This is a genomic window from Pseudomonas farris, assembly GCF_019145235.1.
GTDB lineage: Bacteria > Pseudomonadota > Gammaproteobacteria > Pseudomonadales > Pseudomonadaceae > Aquipseudomonas > Aquipseudomonas farris.
Window position 1 is genome coordinate 647,549 of sequence record NZ_JAHSTV010000001.1, and the last position, 23,982, is coordinate 671,530.

General features: G+C 60.1%; 20 protein-coding genes and 1 pseudogene. 10 read left to right on the forward strand and 11 right to left on the reverse strand.

Translation table 11 applies throughout. The features are described from left to right. The first annotated feature begins 95 nt into the window (after positions 1 to 95). From norR to KVG95_RS02915, 5 genes are all read left to right on the forward strand, one after another. Positions 96 to 1,649 carry a nitric oxide reductase transcriptional regulator NorR gene (norR, locus tag KVG95_RS02895; protein ID WP_217854435.1) on the forward strand — a complete coding sequence of 518 codons (1,554 nt, stop codon included), beginning with the start codon at positions 96 to 98 and terminating at the stop codon, positions 1,647 to 1,649. 218 nt (positions 1,650 to 1,867) lie between these two features. After that, a complete protein-coding gene (locus KVG95_RS02900) occupies positions 1,868 to 2,770 on the forward strand; it encodes a chemotaxis protein CheV (protein ID WP_217854436.1) in 903 nt (300 codons plus the stop codon). Between the two features lie 27 nt (positions 2,771 to 2,797). After that, a complete protein-coding gene (locus tag KVG95_RS02905) occupies positions 2,798 to 3,256 on the forward strand; it encodes a GNAT family N-acetyltransferase (protein ID WP_217854478.1) in 459 nt (152 codons plus the stop codon). A gap of 177 nt (positions 3,257 to 3,433) precedes the next feature. Continuing rightward, positions 3,434 to 3,760: a hypothetical protein gene (locus KVG95_RS02910; RefSeq protein WP_217854437.1), complete on the forward strand. Its 327-nt coding sequence runs from the start codon at positions 3,434 to 3,436 to the stop codon at positions 3,758 to 3,760. 83 nt (positions 3,761 to 3,843) lie between these two features. Further along, on the forward strand, positions 3,844 to 4,593 hold the full coding sequence (locus tag KVG95_RS02915; protein WP_217854438.1) for a YkgJ family cysteine cluster protein: 750 nt from the start codon (positions 3,844 to 3,846) through the stop codon (positions 4,591 to 4,593). 167 nt (positions 4,594 to 4,760) lie between these two features. On the opposite strand, the gene KVG95_RS02920 is transcribed toward KVG95_RS02915, so the two are convergent. Together KVG95_RS02920 and KVG95_RS02925 are read right to left on the reverse strand one after the other, a co-directional pair. Further along, entirely contained in the window at positions 4,761 to 5,018 is a 258-nt protein-coding gene (locus KVG95_RS02920; RefSeq protein ID WP_007905458.1) for a hypothetical protein, read from the reverse strand. A gap of 331 nt (positions 5,019 to 5,349) precedes the next feature. Then, on the reverse strand, positions 5,350 to 5,712 hold the full coding sequence (locus tag KVG95_RS02925; protein ID WP_217854439.1) for a DUF6124 family protein: 363 nt from the start codon (positions 5,710 to 5,712) through the stop codon (positions 5,350 to 5,352). Positions 5,713 to 6,301: 589 nt separating this feature from the next. On the opposite strand from KVG95_RS02925, the gene KVG95_RS02930 reads away from it, so the two are divergent. The 5 genes and pseudogenes from KVG95_RS02930 to KVG95_RS02950 all read left to right on the forward strand — a co-directional run bounded on the left by KVG95_RS02930 (position 6,302) and on the right by KVG95_RS02950 (position 13,324). Next, positions 6,302 to 7,462, forward strand: coding sequence for an efflux RND transporter periplasmic adaptor subunit (locus KVG95_RS02930; RefSeq protein WP_217854440.1), 1,161 nt, complete (start codon positions 6,302 to 6,304; stop codon positions 7,460 to 7,462). Next, on the forward strand, positions 7,459 to 10,572 hold the full coding sequence (locus KVG95_RS02935; RefSeq protein ID WP_217854441.1) for a multidrug efflux RND transporter permease subunit: 3,114 nt from the start codon (positions 7,459 to 7,461) through the stop codon (positions 10,570 to 10,572). Before KVG95_RS02930 ends, KVG95_RS02935 begins: the two co-directional genes overlap by 4 nt. A gap of 8 nt (positions 10,573 to 10,580) precedes the next feature. Beyond that, a pseudogene (locus tag KVG95_RS02940) lies at positions 10,581 to 11,294 on the forward strand (heavy metal sensor histidine kinase); the annotation flags it as partial. 38 nt (positions 11,295 to 11,332) lie between these two features. After that, a complete protein-coding gene (locus tag KVG95_RS02945; protein ID WP_217854442.1) occupies positions 11,333 to 11,512 on the forward strand; it encodes a hypothetical protein in 180 nt (59 codons plus the stop codon). A 318-nt stretch (positions 11,513 to 11,830) separates the two neighbouring features. After that, a complete protein-coding gene (locus KVG95_RS02950; protein WP_217854443.1) occupies positions 11,831 to 13,324 on the forward strand; it encodes a sensor domain-containing diguanylate cyclase in 1,494 nt (497 codons plus the stop codon). A 175-nt stretch (positions 13,325 to 13,499) separates the two neighbouring features. Here the strand turns inward: KVG95_RS02950 and lpxC are convergent, their stop codons facing one another. The 9 genes from lpxC to murD all read right to left on the reverse strand — a co-directional run bounded on the left by lpxC (position 13,500) and on the right by murD (position 23,981). Next, the gene (lpxC, locus tag KVG95_RS02955) at positions 13,500 to 14,411 is read right to left on the reverse strand and encodes a UDP-3-O-acyl-N-acetylglucosamine deacetylase (protein WP_007939852.1); all 912 of its coding nucleotides are present in this window, start codon (positions 14,409 to 14,411) and stop codon (positions 13,500 to 13,502) included. 112 nt (positions 14,412 to 14,523) lie between these two features. Then, positions 14,524 to 15,717: a cell division protein FtsZ gene (gene ftsZ, locus KVG95_RS02960; RefSeq protein WP_007904318.1), complete on the reverse strand. Its 1,194-nt coding sequence runs from the start codon at positions 15,715 to 15,717 to the stop codon at positions 14,524 to 14,526. A gap of 67 nt (positions 15,718 to 15,784) precedes the next feature. Then, positions 15,785 to 17,044: a cell division protein FtsA gene (gene ftsA / locus KVG95_RS02965; protein WP_007904319.1), complete on the reverse strand. Its 1,260-nt coding sequence runs from the start codon at positions 17,042 to 17,044 to the stop codon at positions 15,785 to 15,787. A gap of 15 nt (positions 17,045 to 17,059) precedes the next feature. Beyond that, on the reverse strand, positions 17,060 to 17,926 hold the full coding sequence (locus KVG95_RS02970; protein WP_052966282.1) for a cell division protein FtsQ/DivIB: 867 nt from the start codon (positions 17,924 to 17,926) through the stop codon (positions 17,060 to 17,062). Between the two features lie 4 nt (positions 17,927 to 17,930). Then, a complete protein-coding gene (locus tag KVG95_RS02975; RefSeq protein WP_052966283.1) occupies positions 17,931 to 18,911 on the reverse strand; it encodes a D-alanine--D-alanine ligase in 981 nt (326 codons plus the stop codon). Continuing rightward, positions 18,908 to 20,368, reverse strand: coding sequence for a UDP-N-acetylmuramate--L-alanine ligase (gene murC / locus KVG95_RS02980; protein WP_123719473.1), 1,461 nt, complete (start codon positions 20,366 to 20,368; stop codon positions 18,908 to 18,910). Before murC ends, KVG95_RS02975 begins: the two co-directional genes overlap by 4 nt. After that, the gene (gene murG / locus KVG95_RS02985) at positions 20,361 to 21,431 is read right to left on the reverse strand and encodes an undecaprenyldiphospho-muramoylpentapeptide beta-N-acetylglucosaminyltransferase (RefSeq protein WP_050681759.1); all 1,071 of its coding nucleotides are present in this window, start codon (positions 21,429 to 21,431) and stop codon (positions 20,361 to 20,363) included. The genes murC and murG overlap by 8 nt, the downstream gene beginning before the upstream one ends. After that, entirely contained in the window at positions 21,421 to 22,638 is a 1,218-nt protein-coding gene (gene ftsW, locus KVG95_RS02990; protein WP_217854444.1) for a putative lipid II flippase FtsW, read from the reverse strand. Before ftsW ends, murG begins: the two co-directional genes overlap by 11 nt. After that, complete coding sequence (gene murD / locus KVG95_RS02995; RefSeq protein WP_217854445.1) at positions 22,635 to 23,981, reverse strand: UDP-N-acetylmuramoyl-L-alanine--D-glutamate ligase; 1,347 nt, start codon at positions 23,979 to 23,981, stop codon at positions 22,635 to 22,637. The genes ftsW and murD overlap by 4 nt, the downstream gene beginning before the upstream one ends. Position 23,982 lies beyond the last annotated feature (1 nt).

The following is a 23,982-nucleotide window of genomic DNA, read 5'->3' on the forward strand; positions in this document are numbered from 1 at the left end:
CCAACAATTAAATCCTTATAAATCAGTCAATTGAAATCACAGTAGTCATATCGACACCCTAGGCCTTATAGTCACACCGACTACACGGAGTCATTATGACTGCAAAATTACTGCTCACGACCCTGCTGCCCCTGGTCTCCGACCTGTCCCGCGAATTGCCCGAAGGCGAGCGCTACCGACGCCTGCTCGAAGCCATGCGCGCCCTGCTCCCTTGCGACGCCGCGGCCCTGCTGCGACTCGATGGCGAATGGCTGGTGCCGCTGGCGGTGGATGGATTGAGCACCGACACCCTCGGTCGACGTTTCAAGATCAGTGAACATCCGCGCTTCGAAGCGTTGCTCAGCAGTCCCGGCCCGACTCGCTTCGCCGCCGACAGCGATTTGCCCGATCCTTATGACGGCTTGATCGATGGCCTGCACGATCACCTGGAAGTCCACGACTGCATGGGCTGCCCGCTGTTTATCGACGAGCGCCCATGGGGTTTGTTGACCCTCGATGCGCTCTCCCCTGAACGTTTCGAGCCGATTGAACTGGACGCCCTGCAAGCCTTCGCCAGCCTAGCCGCCGCCACGGTCAACGCCGCCGAGCGCATCGAACGGCTGGCCAATCGCGTCGAGGACGAACATCAGCGCGCCGAGGTTTACCGTCAGGCCAGCGGCCAACAGAACCGCGAAATGATCGGCCAGAGCAAGACTTACAAACGACTGGTGGAAGAGATCAGCCTGGTGGGCGGCAGCGACCTGACGGTGCTGATCACCGGCGAAACCGGAGTCGGTAAAGAGCTGGTGGCCCAAGCCATCCACGCGGCGTCCCCACGGGCCGACAAACCGATCATCAGCCTCAATTGCGCCGCCCTGCCAGACACGCTGGTGGAGAGCGAATTGTTCGGCCATGTGCGCGGTGCTTTCACCGGCGCAACGAATGATCGGCGCGGCAAGTTCGAACTGGCCAATGGCGGCACGTTGTTCCTTGATGAAGTGGGCGAACTGTCACTGACGGTGCAAGCCAAATTATTGAGGGTGCTGCAGAGCGGACAATTGCAGCGCCTGGGCTCAGACAAGGAACATCAGGTCGACGTGCGATTGATCGCAGCAACCAACCGCGACCTGGCCGAAGAAGTGCGCAGTGGTCGCTACCGTGCCGATTTTTATCATCGCCTGAGCGTTTACCCGCTGCTGGTGCCTGCACTGAGGGACCGCGGTCGGGATGTGCTGTTGCTCAGCGGCTACTTTCTGGAACAAAACCGCTCATGCATGGGCCTCAATAGCCTGCGCCTGACCAGCGATGCGCAAGCGGCACTATTGGCGTATGACTGGCCGGGGAACGTGCGGGAGTTGGAGCATTTGATTGGTCGTAGTGCGCTGAAGGCCTTGGGCAACTGCAAGCAACGGCCGAAGATTCTCAGCTTGAGCGCGGCGGATCTGGACTTGCCCAATGGCAGCGTTGAACCCGCGCCAGAACCGGTGGATGCTGCACCGGCGGCGGTGTTGGTTTCAGGGGATTTGCGTGAAGCCACCGAGCATTATCAGCGCCAACTGATCAGCACTTGCCTGGAACGGCACCAGAATAACTGGGCTAGTGCGGCGCGGGAGCTGGGTCTGGATCGGGCGAACCTTGGACGGATGGCCAAGCGGCTTGGAATGAAGTGACGTCCTCATCGCGAGCAGGCTCGCTCCCACATTTGATCTTCATGAGACACGCATATTGCGTTCGTCGAAAACCCGCTGTGGGAGCGAGCCTGCTCGCGATGGGGCCCTACCATTCACCCAAATTGCTAAAGCCTGCCCCTATCAAGTCGATAACCCGGCATCGATAGCTGTTGGCGATCTTCACAATCGCCCATCACCTTTTTCCACAGAAGGTTTTTATGTCTTCCAACAAAGCCCGCGCAGATTCACTTTCGCTTCTGCTGTTTACCTTGCGCAGCGGCAAGCTGATGGCGATCAACCTGCTGAAAGTCAGCGAAATCATCCCCTGCCCGCCGCTGACCAGGCTGCCGGAGTCGCACCCCCACGTCAAAGGCATCGCCACCCTGCGCGGCGCATCGTTGTCAGTGATCGACCTGAGCCGCGCCATCGGCGAGCGACCGCTGGAAGACCCGAACGGTGGCTGCCTGATCGTCACCGACGTCAGCCGCTCCAAGCAGGGCCTGCACGTTCAGGCGGTGAGCAAAATCGTCCATTGCCTGACCACCGACATCCGCCCACCACCCTTCGGCTCCGGTGGCGTGCGCTCGTACATCACTGGCGTGACCTCGGTCGACGGCACGCTGGTGCAAGTGCTGGATATCGAAAAGGTCATCCACGGCATCGCTCCGGCGCAGATCGAAACGGCCCCGACCGAACTGAGCATGGAAGACGCCGAAGTACTCGGCAACGCGCGGATTCTGGTGGTCGATGACAGCCAGGTCGCCCTGCAACAATCGGTGCATACCCTGCGCAACCTCGGCCTGCAATGCCACACCGCTCGCAGCGCCAAGGAAGCCATCGACTGCCTGCTGGACCTGCAAGGCACCTCCCAGCAAATCAACCTGATTGTCTCGGACATCGAAATGTCGGAAATGGACGGCTATGCCCTCACCCGCACATTGCGCGAAACGCCGGACTTCTCGCACCTCTATGTGTTGCTGCATACCTCGCTGGACAGCGCGATGAATAGTGAGAAGGCTCGACTGGCCGGGGCCAACGCGGTGCTGACCAAATTCTCCTCACCGGAACTGACCAAATGCCTGATCGCGGCGGCCAGGGCCGTCGTCGAACAAGGTCACTGAGTTTTGGCCGAGATTTTTTGTTTTCTGATGCGGCGCAACCTGGCTGAGGATGTGCCGCCTTTCACTTGGCCAAATGGCATTGAGTTGACTGAGTACCGTCCCGAACTGGCCGAAGCCGTTCATCACCTGATGGAACTGGGCTATCGGGAAGGTAGCGGTCGCGTACCGGCTCTGGAGGTCTGGCAACAGCGTTTTGAAACCGATCCTGAATATGATCCGTCCCTGTGCTTCATTGCCCTGGATGCCGAAGGAATCGTCGGCGTCGCCCAGTGCTGGACCAGCGCTTACATCAAGAGCCTGGTCGTGCACCCGCGCGCTCAAGGCCTCGGACTTGGCCGTGCGCTGCTGCTGAATGCTTTCAACGTGTTTCAGCAACGCCGCGAAGGCTTTGTGGATTTGAAGGTCTTGGAAAACAACCTTCGGGCCCAGCGTTTGTATGAAAGTGCCGGGATGTATGTGGTCCGCCGGGAGCCCGTGCCTGTCTGACACACCGCTTTCGCGAGCAAGCCCGCTCCCACAGTTGATTTGTGTCGTACACCAAATCTGTGAACGACAGATGAACCACTGTGGGAGCGGGCTTGCTCGCGAAGAGGCCCGCACAACCACCCAAAACCATCAGGCATACTCCGACCTCGGCCACTACACGCCAAGGATGCCAAAACCATGAAAGCCACCACCCTGACCTTCCTCTGCCTCACCACCCTCGCCACCCAAGCCCACGCCTCCAGCCCCGACGCCTGGGCCGCCTACGACAAAGACTTACTCGCCAGTTGCACCAAAGCCAGCGGCCTGAAGAACGTCAAACCCGTCGGCAACGCCGCGCAGTTCGATGACCGAGTCGGTTATACCGCGCTCCTGCTGCAAGGCCAGTACCCGCAAAAACACATGAAAGGCCAGCAAGGCACCGAGCTGTGCCTCTACAACAAGAAAAGCAAAACCGCCTACGTGACCGAGTGGGACTCCATCCGCCCAACAGCAAAAGCGCAGTGAATGGCGCATAACTTGCTTCGGCACAGGCCTTTGCGGTGGCTTTTTGTCGCCATTTCATGCCCCCACAGGTGACTGGCCGTCCGATGAATACAACGTTTTCCTGCGTAGGTTGTGGCAAATGCTGCAACGACCACCACGTGCCCCTGACACTGGCCGAAGCCCGGATGTGGGCGGCCGATGGCGGTCAGGTGATCGTGCTGGCGGAGGCCTTTCTCGCCAATGGCCTGGGCCTGCCCGTGCAGCAACGCGAACACGCCGAACGCCGCTCGTTGGTGGTTCGAAGCGGCGCCTGCGAGGCGTACGTGGCGATCACCTTCGCCGCCTATAACGTCGGTCCCTGCCGGAATCTTGACGAAGACAACCTCTGCCGCATCTACGAACGCCGACCGCTGGTGTGCCGCATCTACCCGATGGAAATCAATCCGCACATCCCGCTCAACCCGGCGATCAAAGAATGCCCGCCCGAGTCCTGGGAAACAGGGCCGGATTTGATCATCGGTGGTGAGCTGGTGGATCAGGAGCTTGCGGGATTGATCCAACGTTCCCGTCAGGCGGATCGCGATGAGATTCAGACCAAGGATGCGATTTGTGCGTTATTGGGGATTCGGACGACAGCGCTGAAGGGCGATGGATTTACTGCTTATCTGCCGGACATGACGGCGTTTGCCATGGTCATTGATCAGGTGGCGCAACAGCCGTTGGCGGGGTCGGGCGGTGAATGGGTCTTTCATGTATCAGGCGACGATATCGCCGGGCAAGTGCTGGCAGCCGGGGCGCAAGTGGCGACTGAAGTGCCGCTGAACTATGCGTTTATTTCGTTGCGGGCGGCGTGAGACCAAGATCTGTGGTGTTTGTGCTGGCCCTTTCGCGAGCAAGCCCGCTCCCACAGTGGATTTGTGTCGTACACCGAATCTGTGAACGACGATGAACCACTGTGGGAGCGGGCTTGCTCGCGAAGACGGCAGATCAGGCACCGCCGTCTATGGCAGAAGATCAACGATCAGCGCTTACCCATCGAACGACGAGTGCCAGGAGGCGCTGCACCCGGGGTCTTGGTGTGACCATTCTTGGCGCCGTTCTTGTACCAAGGCTGGCTGGCATTCTTCGCCGCGGCCAATTCACCCGGCTTGAACGGAAACTTGAACGCAGGAATCGCCGCTTTGGTTTCGCTGTCTGCGCTGGAGTCGACGCTGTCTGGCAGGTCTGCCTGGTCGTCGCTCAAAGCGTCGGCAACCGGCGGTTGTGTCGGGGAAGTCATGAAAGCTCCGGGTGATGCTCAAAGAGTCGGGCCCGGTAGGCGAGCCGCGAAAGGCGGCAGTATACCTGTGTCGGGAGCCGCAAGCTTCACGCCGCAAGCGAGTCCGTCGGGTTTTGTGCTGACCGACCTGCCGCCATCGCGGGCAAGTCGAATCGTCGCACCGCCGCTCCCACAAGGTCATGCGCCAATTTCAAATCAGCACAAATCCTGTGGGAGCGGGCTTGCTCGCGAAAGCGGTGTGTCAGTCACTGCGATGTTGGATGTCCGACCTGCCGCCATCGCGGGCAAGTCGAATCGTCGCACCGCCGCTCCCACATTGTTTGCGGTGTGTCTACGCCGGATCGACGTTATCCAGTGCCCGGTTCACCGCCAATTCCGCCACCATGATGATCTGCTGAATCGCCATCGCCGTATGGCGCTGCGGACCGATCAGATTGTTGGCGAAATCGGTGGCCAGGACACTCGCTGAGGCCAACGATTCGTAGGCGTGGGCCAGCAGGCTTTCGGTGCCGGCACCCGGGGCGACCATGAACATCGTGCTGGGGCGACGGGGCTTTTCGGTGTATGGCGCCGGGGGATCGAGGTAGTAGTCGAGGGCGCGTTTTATGGCTTCGCGGTCTTTGAGTAATTCTTCGGTGCACAGGGTGTCGGGGTTGGCTTTGTTGAATTTCGAATCAGAATTATCGTTTTCCATTTGTAGCTCCTAATCTCAATTGGAGCCATCACTTGCCGTTATGGTCGTGAGGCTTTCGCCTACTCGTTTCGGGGATCTCACGCCCGGTCGCTGAATGTGCAGCGACAGCCAAAGACTAAAGAGCCTGCTTCCGACGGACAACCTGAAAAATGCGTGGGAAAGATCTGCGTTCCGACACATCGATTAAACATTCAAAAACAGCACTCACCCACCAATCCCACGTCTGACACTCATTGCTGTAGGAGCTGTCGAGTGAAACGAGGCTGCGATCTTTTGATCTTGAAAATCCACATCAAAAGATCGCAGCCTTTGGCAGCTCCGTGGGGTTGCGTACACCCGCGAGAGATTGGTCGGCTGTCAGGCCGCCTTCGCGAGCAAGCCCGCTCCCACAGTGGAGCGGTGTGCACCCGCCCTCGCCACTCATTAGCTCGCCTGCCGCTTTTGATCACGGGGAATCAGCATCAACCCAAAAAGGTCCAAACTGACAGCGCCGTCAGTTACCAGTCACTCTCCTGACGGGCGAACAGGTTTATAAAGGAAGGTATAAACCTGACAAAACTCCGACCACTCTGCCCGGCGCCCCACTCGCATGCGAATTCAGAAAAAAACCGCCCTGTTCGCCGCCCTTCTGATCGTCCTGGCAGCGCTGGGCGTGTGGTACGCCACCAAACCCGCCACGACCAAACTGGCCACCTCCACCGCCATCCCCGTGCGAGTAGTCAGCGTCGCTGAAAAAGATGTGCCCCGCTACATCAGCGGCATCGGCTCGGTGCTGTCGTTGCACAGCGTGGTCGTGCGCCCGCAGATCGACGGCATCCTCACCAAGCTGCTGGTCAAGGAAGGCCAACTGGTGAACAAAGGCGATCTGTTGGCCACCATCGACGACCGCTCGATCCGCGCCAGCCTCGACCAGGCCCGGGCGCAACTGGGCGAAAGTCAGGCGCAACTGCAAGTGGCTCAGGTCAACCTCAAACGCTACAAACTGCTGAGCGTCGACGACGGCGTGTCCAAGCAAACCTATGACCAGCAACAAGCCTTGGTCAACCAACTCAAAGCCACTGCCCAAGGCAATCAGGCCTCGATCGACGCCGCTCTGGTGCAGCTTTCCTACACACAGATTCGCTCCCCGGTCACCGGTCGCGTCGGTATTCGCACAGTGGATGAAGGCAACTTCCTGCGCATGACTGACACCCAAGGCTTGTTCACCGTGACCCAGATCGACCCGATCGCCGTGGCGTTTTCCCTGCCGCAACAAATGCTGCCGACCCTGCAAGGCCTGATCAACGATCCCCAGCACACGCCGGTCAAGGCCTACATCGGTGCCGACACCGACGGCGAAACCGGCAACCTGCTGGGCGAAGGCCGCCTGACCCTGATCGACAACCAGATCAACGCCAACACCGGGACCATCCGCGCCAAGGCCGAGTTCGCCAACCCCGCACAGAAACTCTGGCCGGGCCTGCTGGTTACGGTAAAGATTCAGACAGCGCTGGATAAAAATGCGCTGGTGGTGCCGCCCACCGTCGTACAACGTGGCCTCGATCAACATTTCGTCTACCGGGTCAACGGCGACAAGGTCGAAGCCGTTCAGGTGCAGATGGTTTATCAAGGCAGCGGCCAGGACATCATCAAAGGCGTGAAACCGGGCGATGTGCTGGTCAGCGACGGCCAGTCGCGGCTCAAACCTGGCTCGACCGTGCAGGTAGTGACCGACCCGCCGCAAGTGGTGCAATCGGAGCCGAAACCATGAAGGGCCATGGCTCGGTTTCCGCGTGGTGCATCGATCATCCGGTGGCGACGGTCCTGCTGACTTTTGCCTTGGTGCTGCTCGGTGTTATTGCCTTTCCGCGACTGCCAATTGCCCCGCTGCCAGAAGCGGAATTCCCGACCATCCAGGTGGCCGCGCAGCTGCCCGGCGCCAACCCCGAAACCATGGCCTCGTCGGTGGCTACGCCGCTTGAAGTGCAATTCAGTGCCATCCCCGGCGTGACCCAGATGACCTCGAGCAGCGCCTTGGGCTCGACCATTCTGACCCTGCAATTCACCCTCGACAAAAGCATCGACACCGCCGCGCAGGAAGTCCAGGCCGCGATCAATACCGCCGCCGGCAAACTGCCCAAAGACATGCCGAACCTGCCGAACTGGAGGAAGGTCAACCCGGCCGACAGCCCGGTGCTGATCCTCAGCATCAACTCGCCACAAATGCCGGGCACCGAAGTCAGTGACCTGGTGGAAACCCTGCTCGCCCGTCAGATCAGCCAGATCGACGGCGTAGGCAATATAAACATCACCGGTCAGCAACGTCCCGCAATCCGCGTGCAGGCGTCGGCGGACAAACTCGCCGCCATTGGCCTGACCCTGGCGGACATTCGCCTGGCGATCCAGCAGACCAGCCTCAACCTGGCCAAGGGTGCGTTGTACGGCGAGTCGAGCATTTCGACCTTGTCCACCAACGACCAATTGTTCCACCCCGAGGAATACGGTCAGCTGATTGTTTCCTACAAGGACGGCGCACCGGTTCATCTCAAGGATGTGGCCAAAGTCGTCAACGGTTCGGAAGACGCCTACATCCAGGCCTGGGCTGATAGTCAGCCGGGGGTGAACCTGGTGATTTTCCGGCAGCCGGGGGCCAACATCGTCGCGACCGTCGACCGTATTCAAGCGGCCCTGCCGACGCTGGAGGCCATGCTGCCGGCCTCGGTGCAGGTCAAGGTGTTGGTCGACCGCACCCAGACCATCCGCGCTTCATTGCATGAAGTGGAAGTCACCCTGCTGATCGCGATCCTGCTGGTGGTGGCGGTGATGGCTCTGTTCCTGCGCCAGTTGTCGGCAACCCTGATCGTGGCGTCGGTGCTCGGTGTGTCGCTGATCGCCAGTTTTGCCCTGATGTACATCATGGGCTTCAGCCTGAATAACCTGACGCTGGTGGCGATCGTGGTGTCCGTCGGGTTTGTGGTGGACGATGCGATTGTGGTGGTGGAAAACATTCACCGCCATCTGGAAGCCGGCGACGGCATGCGCGAGGCGGCGATCAAGGGTGCCGGCGAGATCGGTTTTACCGTGGTTTCGATCAGCTTCTCGCTGGTGGCGGCGTTCATTCCGCTGCTGTTCATGGGTGGCGTGGTCGGGCGGTTGTTCAAGGAATTCGCGCTGACCGCCACCTCGACCATCATGATTTCCGTGGTGGTGTCCCTGACGCTGGCGCCGACCTTGGCTGCGCTATTTATGCGCGCGCCGGTGCATCACGCCCACGACAAACCGGGTTTCGGCGAACGCTTGCTGGCGCTGTACGAAAAAGGCCTGCGCCGCGCCCTCGCCCATCAGAAATTGATGATCGGTGTGTTCGGCCTATCCCTCGGCTTGGCGGTCGCCGGGTACATTTTCATTCCAAAGGGTTTCTTCCCGGTGCAGGACACCGGTTTCGTCCTGGGCACCACCGAAGCAGCCGCCGATATTTCCTACGGCGACATGGTGAAAAAACACTTGGCGATGGCTGAAATCGTCGCCGCCGATCCTGCCGTCGAGACGTTCTCCCATTCGGTCGGCGTTTCGGGCAGCAACCAGACTATCGCCAACGGACGGTTCTGGATTTCGCTGAAAAAACGTGGCGACCGTGACGTATCGGCCAGCCAATTCATCGACCGGATTCGTCCGCAGCTGATGAAGGTCCCGGGCATCGTGCTGTACCTGCGCGCCGGGCAAGACATCAACCTCAGCTCCGGCCCGAGCCGTGCGCAGTACCAATACGTGCTCAAGAGCAACGATGGTGCACTCCTGAGCACCTGGACCCAGCGCCTGACGGAAAAACTACGCAGCAACCCGGCGTTTCGCGATATTTCCAACGACCTGCAACTGGGTGGCAGTATCACCCACATCAGCATCGACCGTAGCGCGGCGGCGCGTTTCGGCCTGACCGCCAGTGATGTCGATGAAGCGCTGTACGACGCCTTCGGCCAGCGGCAGATCAACGAATTCCAGACCCAGACCAACCAGTACAACGTGATTCTGGAGCTGGACACCAAACAGCGTGGCAAGGCCGAAAGCCTCAACTATTTCTACCTGCGTTCGCCGCTGAGCGGGGAAATGGTGCCGCTGTCGGCCCTGGCGAAATTCGATGCGCCAACTATCGGTCCGTTGTCTATCGCTCACGACGGGATGTTCCCGGCGGCCAACCTGTCGTTCAACCTGGCGCCCGGCGTCGCGTTGGGCGATGCGGTGATCATGCTCAATCAGGCCAAGACCGACATCGGCATGCCGACGGCCATCAGCGGTAATTTCCAGGGCGCGGCCCAGGCGTTCCAGAGTTCGCTGGCCAGCCAGCCGTGGCTGATTCTGGCGGCGCTGGTGGCGGTGTACATCATTCTTGGCGTTCTGTACGAGAGCTTCGTGCACCCGCTGACGATCATCTCGACCCTGCCCTCGGCGGGGCTCGGGGCGGTGATCATGCTGTGGATCTGCGGCCAGGACTTTTCGATCATGGCGCTGATCGGGCTGGTGTTGTTGATCGGCATCGTCAAGAAGAACGGCATTCTGATGATCGACTTCGCACTGGAAGCCCAACGCAACCGTGGCTTGCCGCCGGAAGAGGCGATCTATGAGGCGTGTATGACGCGGTTCCGGCCGATCATCATGACCACCCTCGCCGCCCTGCTCGGCGCCCTGCCGCTGATGCTCGGCTACGGCACCGGCGCCGAACTGCGCCAGCCGCTGGGCATCGCGGTGGTCGGCGGTTTGTTGGTGAGCCAGGCGCTGACACTGTTCACCACGCCGGTCATATACTTGTGGCTTGAGCGGCTATTCCATCGGCACTCTCTCCCACCAGCATCAGCACCGCTAACGGCGCTGGCGACCACAGACTGAGGCGGGGTCAGTTCGTCAGCTCGTTCAACGCCACTCTGGAACGGGTCGCACAGGCCTATTCGCGCCTGGAATCGTTCAACGCCGACGTGGCCCATGAACTGCGCTCGCCCCTGACCAACCTGATCGGCCAGACCCAGGCTGCGCTGACCCGTGGGCGTTCGGCCGAACACTATTTTGAAGTGCTGCAATCGAACCTCGAAGAACTCGAGCGGCTGCGCTCGATCATCAACGACATGCTGTTCCTCGCCAGCGTCGACCAGGGCAGCAAGGCCACTAAACTGACGTCCACTTCATTGGCCGACGAAGTGGCGACGACGCTGGAGTATCTGGATTTCATTCTTGAAGATGCGCAGGTTCAGGTCGAGGTCAGTGGCGATGCGCAGGTACGAATCGAGATCGCCCATCTGCGCCGGGCGTTGATCAACTTGCTGAGCAACGCGGTGCAGCACACCGAGCCCGGGCAAGTGATTCAGGTACGGATCGAAGTCGAAGAGCATCAGGTCAGCATCGGCGTCGCCAACCCGGGATCGCCGATTGCCAATGAGCATCTGCCGCGATTGTTCGAGCGCTTCTACCGGGTCGATGCGTCGCGCAGCAACAGTGGCAACAACCACGGTCTGGGGTTGGCAATCGTCAAGGCGATTGCGCTGATGCATGGCGGGGATGTGTTTGTGCGCAGTGATCATGGGATGAATACGTTCGGGATTCATCTACCGGTCTGACAGACCTCAAAAGATCGCAGCCTTCGGCAGCTCCTTGTATGTCTTCCCTGTTTCTGTCCCCGTTCGCCATGGCTGAAGAGTCGCAGACATTCGTTGCGCAAAACGCGGTGCGAGCCAAGGCTTACGAACAGTATCAAAGCGAACTGACGGCCAAGGCCCAGGAAGCTGCGCAAACCCCTCAAGCATCGAGCACTCAAGCCCAGCCACGGGTTGATTAAGACAGCTGACTTTTACGTATCGCTCTGTTTCCCTCGACACTTTTCATCGGCTCTTCCCTTTGAAAAGTTGTTTTCAAAGCCGCTGCTATCAGCGGCTTTTTTTTGTTGTGGTGTTGAACCTGCTCCGTCGGTTTTCGGTAATTGTCGACGACCCGATGAATGTCTTCTAAGCTTCAATTAGCAAAAGGCCAGCATGTTTTGCTGGCCTTTTTTTTATCCGGCATTTATATAGGCGCTCTGGACGCGACCGGTTTCTGGGACTCTGCCCGATTCTTGTAAAAGAACTTTCATAACGCCTTATTTGCAGAAGTCAGAACCATGAGTGTGAGCAGTGCGAAATCTCAACATCCGATCCGTTCGACACGATCGGAGCGGCTTCTGGTTCTCGGCAGTTTGTTGTTGGTGATTGCGATACTCAGCATCGTGACCTTTCTGCTGATCCGTGAACGCGCCAATGCCGAATTGTCCGCTGCTCGCGCCGCCAACAATATCGTGCAATTGATCGACGCCGACGTGCTGCGCAATGTCGAACTCTATGATGTGTCCCTGCTGGGTTTGATCGCTGCCTCCCAGCGAGAAGACCTCAAGAGCGTTTCTCCAGCCATTCGCCATCTGGCCTATTTCGACCGCGCCACCGCCGCGCCGTACAAGGGCAACATTTTGTTGCTCGACAACAAGGGCGATGTGATCGCCGACTCGGCCTCGGTGGAGCCCAGGCAGGGTAACTATGCCGATCGCGAATACTTTCAGTCTCACGTGAATAACCCAGACCCGGGCATGTTCATCAGTCCCCCCTTCCGAGCCAGGTCGCCCGAACAGGATTGGCGGATCAGTTTCAGCCGACGGGTGAACGGCTCCCAGGGTGAGTTCCTGGGCGTGGCCGAAGCTGCCATGCGGTTGAGTTACTTCGATCAGTTGTTCAACAGCTTGAACATCGGTCGTGATAGCACGGTCAATCTGATCAGCAAGGATGGGACTCTTCTGGCTCAGCAACCACGCCTTGCCGAAGAGCTGATCGGCAAGAACTTCAGTAACCGCCCCAATTTCCAGCGCATCGTCAAAGAAGGCAACGGCAGCTTCACAAGCATGTCCGATCGATACCAGGCCAAGCGTTTGTACACCTTCTCCAAGGTCGGGAACTTGCCGTTGATCGTCATCGTTGCGCTCTCGAGCGAGGAAGTCTTTGCGGCCTGGAAGCGCACTGCGGTGGTGGTCAGCTTTGCGACCATTGCCCTCTGCGTGAGCCTGTTGTGGTTGACCTGGTTGCTCTGCCGGGAATTGCGTCGGCGCCAAAGTGCCGAGCAGGAATTGGCGCAACTGGCCGCCACCGATCCCCTGACCGGTCTGGCCAACCGTCGAAGCCTGGATCAGGCCCTGCGCCATGAATGGTTCCGCGCCCAACGCTCCGGTCTGCCACTGTCGTTGTTGATGATTGATGTCGATCACTTCAAGGCGTTCAACGATCGCCATGGCCACCAAGGCGGCGACGATGCCTTGCGCTGGGTGGCCAAGGTGATCAGCACTCATGTTCGACGGCCCGCGGACCTGGTCGCCCGTTACGGTGGCGAGGAGTTTTCGGTGATCCTGGCTGAAACCGACAGCGCCGGCGCGCAACAGATTGCCGACAACATCCGCGCAGCGGTGGAGCAGTTGCCGTTGGTGGGGAGTGATACGTCGCCGATTACTGTCAGTATTGGTATCAGCACTTGGACGACGGCGTCCGACATCAGCTTGGAGCAGTTGCTGTTTGCGGCGGACAAGGCGCTGTATCAGGCCAAGGAAAGTGGGCGGAATCGGGTGGTTGCCGACTGACCATTTGTAGTGGATCTACTGGCCTCTTCGCGAGCAAGCCCGCTCCCACATGGGTACGCGGTCTACTGTGGGAGCGGGCTTGCTCGCGAAGGGGTCAGCCCAGACGCCACAAAAAACCGGATCATAAAAAAAGGCCACCCGAAGGTAGCCTTTAAAAACTAGAGAGGTTTTTTGCTTACACGGCCGCAACAGGACGCATGTAAGAGATCGGTGCAGTGCTGGCGTCTTCGAAAGTCACGACTTCCCAAGCATCTGTCTGCTCAATCAACTTGCGCAGCAGCTGGTTGTTCAATGCATGTCCGGACTTGAAGCCCTTGAACTCACCAATCAGGCTATTGCCCAGCAGGTAGAGGTCACCAATTGCATCGAGGATCTTGTGCTTCACGAATTCGTCTTCATAGCGAAGGCCGTCTTCGTTCAGTACACCATCCGCGTCGACCACAATAGCGTTTTCAACGCTGCCGCCGAGTGCGAGGTTGTGCTTGCGCAGGTACTCGATATCACTCATGAAACCAAAGGTACGGGCGCGGCTGACTTCTTTTACGAACGAAGTGCTGGAAAAATCCACGCTTGCACTTTGTGTGCGGTCACGGAAAACCGGGTGATCGAAATCGATCTCGAAGCTCACTTTGAAACCTTCAAAAGGGACGAAAGTGGCGCGCTTGTCGCCGTCTTCCACTGTCACTTCCCGCAGGATCCGGATGAACTTCTTGGCGGCGTCCTGCTCTTCCAGGCCGGCCGATTGAATCAGGAATACGAAGGGTCCAGCGCTACCATCCATGATCGGGACTTCGGACGCGGAGAGCTCGACGTAGGCGTTATCGATGCCCAGGCCAGCCATGGCCGAGAGCAGGTGCTCCACCGTGTCCACTTTGACGTCACCGTTAACAAGCGTGGTCGACATAGTGGTTTCGCCAACGTTTTCCGCGCGGGCAGGAATCTGCACCACAGGGTCGAGGTCAGCACGACAAAACACAATGCCGGTGTCGACGGGCGCTGGCTTGAGGGTCAGGTAGACCTTCTCCCCGGAGTGCAGGCCGACACCTGTGGCACGGATAATATTCTTCAGGGTGCGTTGTTTTATCATGGCATGGGCCGCTTCAGCGCAAATTGCGAACTGGTATCAACAAAGGCTGGCGATGATAGCAGACCAGACCTTTGCTGAACACCAATCACCCTAATACCCCTGATACATTTCATCAATCGGCCTGACGACGCAGGAAAGCCGGGATGTCCAGGTAGTCCAGGTCATCTTGCGGGTTCATCTTCGCGGCAGTCGCAGCACCGGCCTGAGCCTGGTTGCGCATGACGGTCGGACGGTCCAGGTCACGGTAGTTCACCGCAGGCTGTTCCTGACGAACAGGGGCTTGTTGTTGTGGCTGGGAAGCCATCGAGGTGTGAACGGTATTGTCGATGACCTTCACAGGCTTCTCGATTTTAGCGCCTAAACCGGTGGCAACAACAGTCACGTGCAGCTCGTCGCGCATGTCCGGATCGATAACGGTACCGACCTTGACCATCGCGTGCTCGGAAGCGAAGGCTTCAATGATGCTACCCACGTCGGAGTACTCACCCAGGGACAGGTCAGGACCGGCGGTGATGTTCACCAGGATGCCGCGTGCGCCTTGCAGGTTCACGTCTTCGAGCAACGGGTTGCGAATGGCCGCTTCGGTGGCCTCGCGTGCACGGTTCGGACCGCTGGCGCAGCCAGTGCCCATCATCGCCATGCCCATTTCGCTCATCACGGTACGCACGTCGGCAAAGTCGACGTTGATCATGCCCGGACGCTTGATGATGTCGGAGATACCGCGAACGGCACCGGCCAGTACATCGTCGGCCTTGGCGAAAGCCGACAGCAGGCTCGCGTCTTTACCGAGGATGGTCAGCAGCTTCTCGTTGGGAATGGTGATCAACGAGTCGACGCTTTCAGACAGCAGACGAATACCTTCGTCGGCGATCTGCATACGCTTGCGACCTTCGAACGGGAACGGGCGGGTCACCACCGCAACGGTGAGGATCCCCATTTCCTTGGCCACTTCGGCAATGATCGGCGCAGCACCGGTACCGGTACCACCGCCCATGCCGGTTGTGATGAACACCATATTGGTGCCCTGCAGGACTTCGGCAATGCGCTCGCGGTCTTCGAGAGCGGCCTGACGACCTACTTCAGGGTTGGCGCCGGCGCCCAGGCCTTTGGTCACGCCGGTGCCCAGTTGCAGGATGGTCCGCGCGCCGATACTTTTCAGCGCTTGGGCATCAGTGTTGGCGCAGATGAATTCAACGCCTTCAATGTTGCTCTTGACCATGTGATTGACAGCGTTGCCGCCGCCACCGCCAACACCGATAACTTTAATTACCGGGCTTGCGGGGATGTTGTCTACGAGTTCGAACATTTTCCCTCTCCTTACATTCTCTAGTTTTTTCGCCTACTGCTGTTTGAAGCGGTGTTGCGGTAAAGCTTTAGAAATTGCCTTGTACCCAGCTCTTGAAGCGATCGAGCAAGGCGACTTTCGGTTCGTCATTGCTGTAGCTGTCGCGGCTGCCGATGCCCGAGAACGAAATCCCGTCGGACTGCTTCTGCAGGCCGTACATCAACAGGCCAACGCCGGTGGAATAAATCGGGTTGCGGACCACGTCGTCCAGGCCCTTGACGCCATGCGGCACGCCCAGGCGAACCGGCATGTGGAAGATCTCTTCGGCCAGTTCCACCGCGCCTTCCATCTTCGACGTACCGCCGGTCAGCACGATGCCGGCCGGGATCAGGTCTTCGTAGCCACTGCGACGCAGTTCGGCCTGGATCAGGGTGAACAGCTCGTCGTAACGCGGCTCGACCACTTCGGCCAGGGCCTGACGGGACAGCTCGCGCGGTGGACGGTCGCCGACGCTCGGCACCTTGATGGTTTCACCGGCACCGGCCAGTTTGGCCAGGGCGCAGGCGTAGCGAATCTTGATTTCTTCGGCGTACTGGGTCGGGGTGCGCAGCGCCATGGCGATGTCGTTGGTCACCTGATCGCCCGCAATCGGGATCACCGCGGTGTGACGGATCGCGCCTTCGGTGAAGATCGCGATGTCGGTGGTACCGCCGCCGATGTCCACCAGGCAAACGCCCAGCTCTTTCTCGTCGTCGGTCAGGACCGAGTAGGCCGAGGCCAGTTGCTCGAGAATGATGTCGTCGATTTCCAGACCGCAGCGGCGCACGCATTTTTCAATGTTCTGTGCGGCGTTGACGGCGCAGGTGACCACGTGAACCTTGGCTTCCAGACGCACGCCCGACATGCCCAACGGCTCGCGAACGCCTTCCTGGTTATCGATCACGTAATCCTGCGGCAGGGTGTGCAGCACACGCTGGTCAGCCGGGATCGCCACAGCCTGGGCAGCGTCGAGAACGCGCTCAAGGTCGGCGGAGCTGACTTCGCGATCACGAATCGCCACGATGCCGTGGGAATTCAGGCTGCGGATGTGATTGCCGGCCACGCCGACGAACGCCGAGTGGATCCGGCAACCGGCCATCAGCTGCGCTTCTTCGATCGCGCGCTGGATCGACTGGACGGTGGACTCGATGTTCACCACCACGCCTTTTTTCAGGCCGCGGGACGGATGAGTACCAATCCCGACGATTTCGAGCGTGCCGTCGTCCGAGACCTCGCCTACCAGCGCCACCACCTTGGAGGTGCCGATATCGAGACCGACGATCATTTTGCCGCTTTGCACGTTTGCCATGGGTCCTGCCTCTTCTTAATTCTTCGCGACAGCGGGTTGGGCTGTCGTGGGCGCTACAGGTTCCCGCCAGCCAACAGCGAGGCCGTTGGCGTAGCGCAGATCGATGCGCGCAATGTTCGTAATCTGCTCTTTGAGCGTCTTGTCATAGATGGCAATGAAGCGGCGCATCTTTTCCACCAGCTTGCCGCGTCCCAGCAGCAGTTCGATTCCCGGGCCCGCGCTGCCGGCGCCGGTGGTCAGGAACCAACTGCCTCGTTCACGCAGTTCCAGGCGTGCAATCGAGAAGCCCAATGGCCTGAGCATCTGGCTCAGCACCTGGTATTGCTGCATCACTTGCTGCTGGGCCCGCTGTGGGCCGAACAGCTGTGGCAAATGTTCGTAGTTCGCCAGCTCACGCGGGGTGAACGCCTGCCCCTGGTTGTTCAACAGCGATTCGTCGCCCCAACGGGCCACCGGCAGCTGTTCTTCCAGACGAATCACTACTTGATCCGGCCATACCCTGCGCACTTCGGCGTGGGCAATCCATGGCATCGTTTCAAGCTCGGTACGCATACTCTCCAGGTCGATGGTGAAGAAGCTCGACGCCACGTAGGGGGCGATTCGCTGCTGCACCGCTTGCTGGCTGATGTAACTCAAGTCGCCCTGCACCGCGACCTTGGTGATCGGCCGGTCGGCGTACGGCAGCAAACGCTGTGCGCCTTCATAAGTGCCGAACCCCAACGCAACCAGCAGCACGGGCCAGAACAGGCTTTTCAGAAAACCAAAGTTGGCTTTCGGCAGGCGCGCGGACATCGGCTCTTTGGCAACCATTCGGCTGGCACCCCGCGGCACCGGCTTGCGGCCGGGTGCGGAGGGCTGATGACGTAGCTGAGCGCCTTGCATGGTCTTAACCTCGCGGCTCGTTATTGCCAGCAGCATTACCGGCAACGCTAGCGGCCAAAATCGCCAGAACCAGTTGCTGGAAATCCAGGCCAGCGGCACGGGCAGCCATCGGCACCAGACTGTGATCGGTCATGCCCGGTGCGGTATTGACTTCCAGGAACCAGAACTGCCCGTCGGCGTCCTGCATCACGTCTGCCCTGCCCCAACCGGCGATACCCAGCGCCTCACAGGCTTTGGCCGTGAGGTCCATGAGTTCTTTTTCTTTGTTGCTGTCCAGGCCACACGGGATCCGGTACTGGGTATCGGAAGCCACGTACTTGGCGTCGTAGTCGTAGAAACTGTGCGTCGTGCCCAAGGCAATCGGTGGCAACACCTGGTCACGCAGGGTGGCGATGGTGAACTCCGGACCTTGAATCCATTGCTCGACCAACACTTGCGAATCGTAGGTACTGGCCGCTTTCCACGCGTCGATCAATTCAGACGCGGAGGTCACTTTGGCCATCCCGATACTGGAACCTTCATGGGCCGGTTTGACGATCAAAGGGAAGCCCAGTTCCGTGGCCGCCGAAATACAATCGGCCTCGCAGCTCAGTACCGCATGGCGTGGCGTCGGAATACCAAGGCTGTGCCAGACCTGTTTGGTGCGCAGTTTGTCCATGGCCAGTGCCGAGGCCAGAATGCCGCTGCCGGTGTATGGAATGCCCAGGCATTCGAGCAAACCCTGCATGCTGCCGTCTTCACCGCCACGACCGTGGAGGATGATGAAGGCGCGGTCGATTTTTTCGTTCAGCAGACGCTGCAGCAGGTCATCGCCCACATCAAGACCGAAGGCGTCCACACCGGCGCTTTGCAGTGCTTCGAGCACCGCGTTACCGGACTTCAGGGAGACCTCACGCTCGGCACTCTTGCCGCCGAACAGTACGGCGACACGGCCGAAATCTTTCGGCGCGACAGTGGAGACGAGGTTGGCGTAAGCAGCAGTCATTTCAACTTCCCCACGCTTGGCGCGGCAACCGCGCCAGCGAACAACGGACTATTCAACAGTTTCGGTGCGAGACCGCCGATATCACCGGCGCCCTGGCACAACAGAATGTCGCCGGCACGCAGCAGCGGCTTGACGATCGGTGCGAGGTCGATGCCGCGCTCGATGTAGATCGGGTCGAGCTGACCGCGCTGGCGAATGCTGTTGCACAGCTTGCGGCTGTCAGCGCCCGGGATCGGCTCTTCGCCGGCCGGATAGACTTCCATCAGCAGCAGCACGTTGGCGTCGGCCAGCACATTGACGAAATCGTCGTACAGATCTCGGGTGCGGCTGTAACGGTGCGGCTGGTAAACCATCACCAGACGGCGCTCCGGCCAGCCACCGCGCACGGCTTTGATCACGGCCGCGACTTCGGTCGGGTGGTGACCGTAGTCGTCCACCAGCATCACGTTGCCGCCTTCAACCGGCAGTTCGCCGTACACCTGGAAGCGGCGACCGACACCCTGGAACCCGGACAGGCCCTGGACGATCGCTTCATCGCTGACGCCTTCGTCGGTGGCGATGCAAATGGTCGCCAGCGCGTTCAGCACGTTGTGGTTGCCCGGCATGTTCACCGAGACATCCAGCGGCTCACGATCCGGGCGCAGCACGGTAAAGAAGGTCTGCATGCCCTGTTGACGCACATTGATGGCGCGCACGTCGGCATCGTCGCCAAAGCCATAAGTGACCGTCGGACGTTTCACCTGCGGGAGGATTTCACGCACCACCGGATCGTCCAGGCACACCACGGCCAGACCATAGAACGGCAGGTTGTGCAGGAACTCGACGAAGGTTTTCTTCAGTTTGTTGAAGTCGCCGTCGTAGGTCGCCATGTGGTCGGCGTCGATGTTGGTGACCACAGCCACCAGCGGCTGCAAGTGCAGGAAGCTGGCATCGCTTTCGTCGGCTTCGGCAATCAGGTAACGGCTGGTGCCGAGCTGGGCATTGGTGCCCGCGGCATTCAGACGACCACCGATGACGAACGTCGGGTCCAGGCCACCGGCGGCGAACACCGAAGCGATCAGGCTGGTGGTGGTGGTTTTGCCATGGGTACCGGCGACGGCGATACCGTGGCGGTAGCGCATCAGTTCGGCCAGCATCTCGGCACGCGGCACCACCGGAATCCGGCGCTCCAGGGCCGTGGCCACTTCCGGGTTGGAAGTGTTCACGGCGCTGGAGGTGACCAGCACATCGGCGTTCGCGGTGTTCTCGGCACGGTGGCCGATATAGATGTGGGCACCGAAGGATTCCAGGCGCTCGGTCACCGGCGATGCTTTGAGGTCGGAACCGGACACTTCATAGCCCAGGTTCAGCAACACTTCGGCAATGCCGCACATGCCCACGCCGCCGATACCGACGAAGTGGATGCGACGGATGCGGCGCATTTCCGGGTGCGGCATGGCTTTCTTGTTCTCAACCATGGGCCACCTCCAGGCAGGTATCGACCACGTTACGAGTGGCATCGGGTTTGGCCAGGCGGCGTGCCGCGGTGGCCATGTCGTTGAGTCGTTGCGGTTGCATCAAGACCTCTGTCAGGCGAGCGGCAAGATCCGCCGCGCCAGTCGTTCTTTGCGGCATCAGGAAGGCAGCGCCTTCACGGGCCAAATAATCGGCGTTGCGGGTCTGGTGATCGTCGATCGCGTGGGGCAAAGGCACCAGCATCGAGGGCAGACCGGCAGCCGCCAGTTCACTGATGGTCAATGCGCCTGCGCGGCACACCACCAGGTCGGCCCAGCCATAGGCTTGGGCCATGTCTTTGATGAAAGGCTGCACTTGCGCCTCGACGCCAGCTGCGCGATAGCGCTCTGCAGTCACTTCATCGTGGTTTTTGCCGGCCTGATGAAACACGTCCGGGCGCAGGTCGGGGGCGACTTGCGACAGGGCTTCAGGCAGCAACTTGTTCAACGGCTCTGCGCCCAGGCTTCCGCCCAGGATCAGCAAACGCGCCTTGCGACCGGCCAGGGCAGGTCGCGGTGTTTCGAGGAACAGCTCGGTGCGCACCGGGTTACCGGTGGTGCGACGGCTGCTCGACAGGGTAAAGGTGTCAGGGAACGCTTCACAGACTCGGGCGGCCAACGGCACCAGCAACCGATTGGCGGTACCTGCCACAGCGTTCTGCTCATGAACAATCACTGGCACGCCGGCCAGTTTGGCTGCAACGCCGCCGGGGCCGGTCACGTAACCACCGAAGCCGACCACACACACCGGCCGCAACTGACGAATAATCGCCCGCGCCTGCCAGATCGACTTGAGCAACATGAACGGTGCCTTGAGCAGGGACAATTTGCCCTTGCCGCGCAAACCGCTGGCGTTGATCCGATGCAATTCAAGACCGGCCGCCGGCACCAGATCGTTTTCGATCCCGCGCGGCGTGCCGAGCCAGTGCACGGTATAACCGCGGGCCTGGAACTCTCGAGCACAGGCCAGCGCCGGGAACACGTGGCCCCCAGTGCCGCCAGCCATGATCAATACGTTAGCGCCCATGGTTCGGCTCCTCGGCGAAGTCGCTCTCATGGAACTCCATCTCTTCACTGCCCAAGTGGGTTCGACTCTCCCACTCGATGCGCAGCAACAAGCCAAGACAGGCACAGCAGATCACCAACGAACTGCCGCCATAACTGAGGAATGGCAGGGTCAGACCCTTGGTTGGCAGCAGGCCGACGTTCACCCCGATGTTGATCAGGAACTGACCAATCCACAGGAACGACAAGCCGTACGCGATGTAGGCGGCGAAAAATTGCTTAGCCTTCTCCGCCCAATAACCGATGTACATGCCACGAATACAGACAAAGACGAACAGCGCTACGGTGCACAAAGAACCCACAGCACCCAGCTCTTCGGCCAGGACCGAGAACACGAAGTCAGTGTGGGCTTCCGGCAGGTAGAACTGTTTCTGCACGCTGTTGCCCAGGCCAACGCCCAGCCATTCGCCGCGACCGAAAGCGATCAAGGCTTGAGACAACTGATAGCCAGCGCCGAACTGGTCGGCCCACGGATCCGCAAAGTTGGTCAGTCGCGCCATTCGATACGGCTGCATTTGAATCAACAACACCACCGCACCGACAGCCAGGACGACCATCAAGGAAAAACGGAACAGCCCGACCCCGCCGAGGAACAGCATCGCCGCCGCAGCCCCCATCATCACGACGGTGGCACCGAAGTCCGGTTCCATCAGCAACAGACCCGCCATCGGCAGCAGAACGATGAACGGCTTGAAGAAGCCCATCCAGCTTTCACGCACTTCTTTCTGGCGACGCACCAGATAACCGGCGAGGTAGATCACCACGAATACCTTGGCGATCTCGGAAGGCTGGACGTTGAAGAAACTGAAGCCGATCCAGCGCATCGAACCGTTCACTTCACGACCGATCCCGGGGATTATCACCAGCACCAGCAAACCGAACGCACCAATCAGCATCAGCCAGCCCAGGCGTTGCCAGGTAGCGATCGGAATCATCATGGTAACGATGCAGGCACCAAGGCCCAGCACCACGTAGATAAGGTGGCGAATCATGTAATACAGGGCACTGCCCGACTGCACCGCCGCCACTTCGGTCGATGCCGACGCAATCATCACCAGCCCCAGGCCCAACAGCGCCAGGCAACCGGCGAGCATCGGGAAGTCGAGGTCGATGCCGCGCCCGGTGATGATCGGCGACGGATACGGCTTGATGATATTCAGGAGGCTCATGCCAAGTCCTCCACCGCGCGGACGAACTGGTGACCGCGATCTTCGTAGTTCTTGAACATGTCGAAACTGGCGCAGGCCGGCGACAGCAGCACCGCGTCGCCCGGTTCGGCGATGGCGCGGCATTGCGCGACAGCTTCGTCCAGCGAGTTGACGCGAATCAGTGGTACGCCATCGCCGATGGCCTGGGCGATCAACTCGGAATCCCGGCCCATCAGCACCACGGCACGGCAGTTGGCCGCGACCGGATCACGCAGGTCCTTGAACTCGGCACCCTTGCCATCGCCACCGGCGATCAGCACGAGTTTGCCGTCGATGTCTGCCCCCAGGCCTTCGATGGCGGCCAGTGCGGCGCCGACGTTAGTGGCTTTGGAATCGTTGTAGTAGCTCACGCCGTTCAGGTCGCGAACCCATTGGCAGCGATGCTCGAGGCCGGCGAAGGTGCGCAGGCTCGAGAGCATGGCGTCGAACGGCAGCCCCACGGCGTGGCCCAGCGCCAAGGCCGCCAGGGCGTTGGACTGGTTATGCGCGCCACGAATTTTCAACTCGCGCACTGGCATCAGGTTCTGGAATTCGAAGGCTAGGTATTTCTCGCCATTCTCTTCCCGGATACCAAAGGCCTTGAAGTCGGGTTTGCTCAAACCGAAGGTCCAGCACGGTTGGCCTTCGCCCATCAGCGGACGGCTCAGGGCGTCCTGACGGTTGACCACAAATTGCTTGGCGCCCCGGAAGATCCGGTGCTTGGCCAAGTGATAAGCCGGCAGACCGCTGTAGCGGTCCATGTGGTCTTCGCTGATGTTGAGCACGGTTGCCACTTCGGCGCCGAGGTGATCGGTGGTTTCGAGCTGGAAGCTCGACAGTTCCATCACGTACAGCTCGACATCGTCGCTGAGCAAGTCCAGCGCCGGCGTACCGAGGTTGCCGCCGACGGCAACACGTTTGCCGGCCGCAGCCGCCATTTCGCCGACCAGGGTGGTGACAGTGCTTTTGGCGTTGGAACCGCTGATGGCGACAATCGGCGCCTTCGCGTTACGCGCGAACAGCTCGATGTCGCCGGACAACTTCACGCCACGGGCGGCGGCAGCCTGCAGGGCCGGGGTCGCCAGCGCCAGGCCGGGGCTCACGTAGAGCTCGTCGGCACGGCACAGGAATTCGACATCCAGCTCGCCACAACGCACTTCCACGTGCGGATAGTCACGCTTGAGCGTGGCCAGTTCCGGTGGATTTTCCCGCGTATCGGCGACAGCAAACGACACGCCCCGGTTCGCCAGGAAGCGAACCAGGGACATGCCGCTCTTGCCGAGGCCGACAACGATGCGGAAGTGGTCAGAAGCGATCAGAGACACT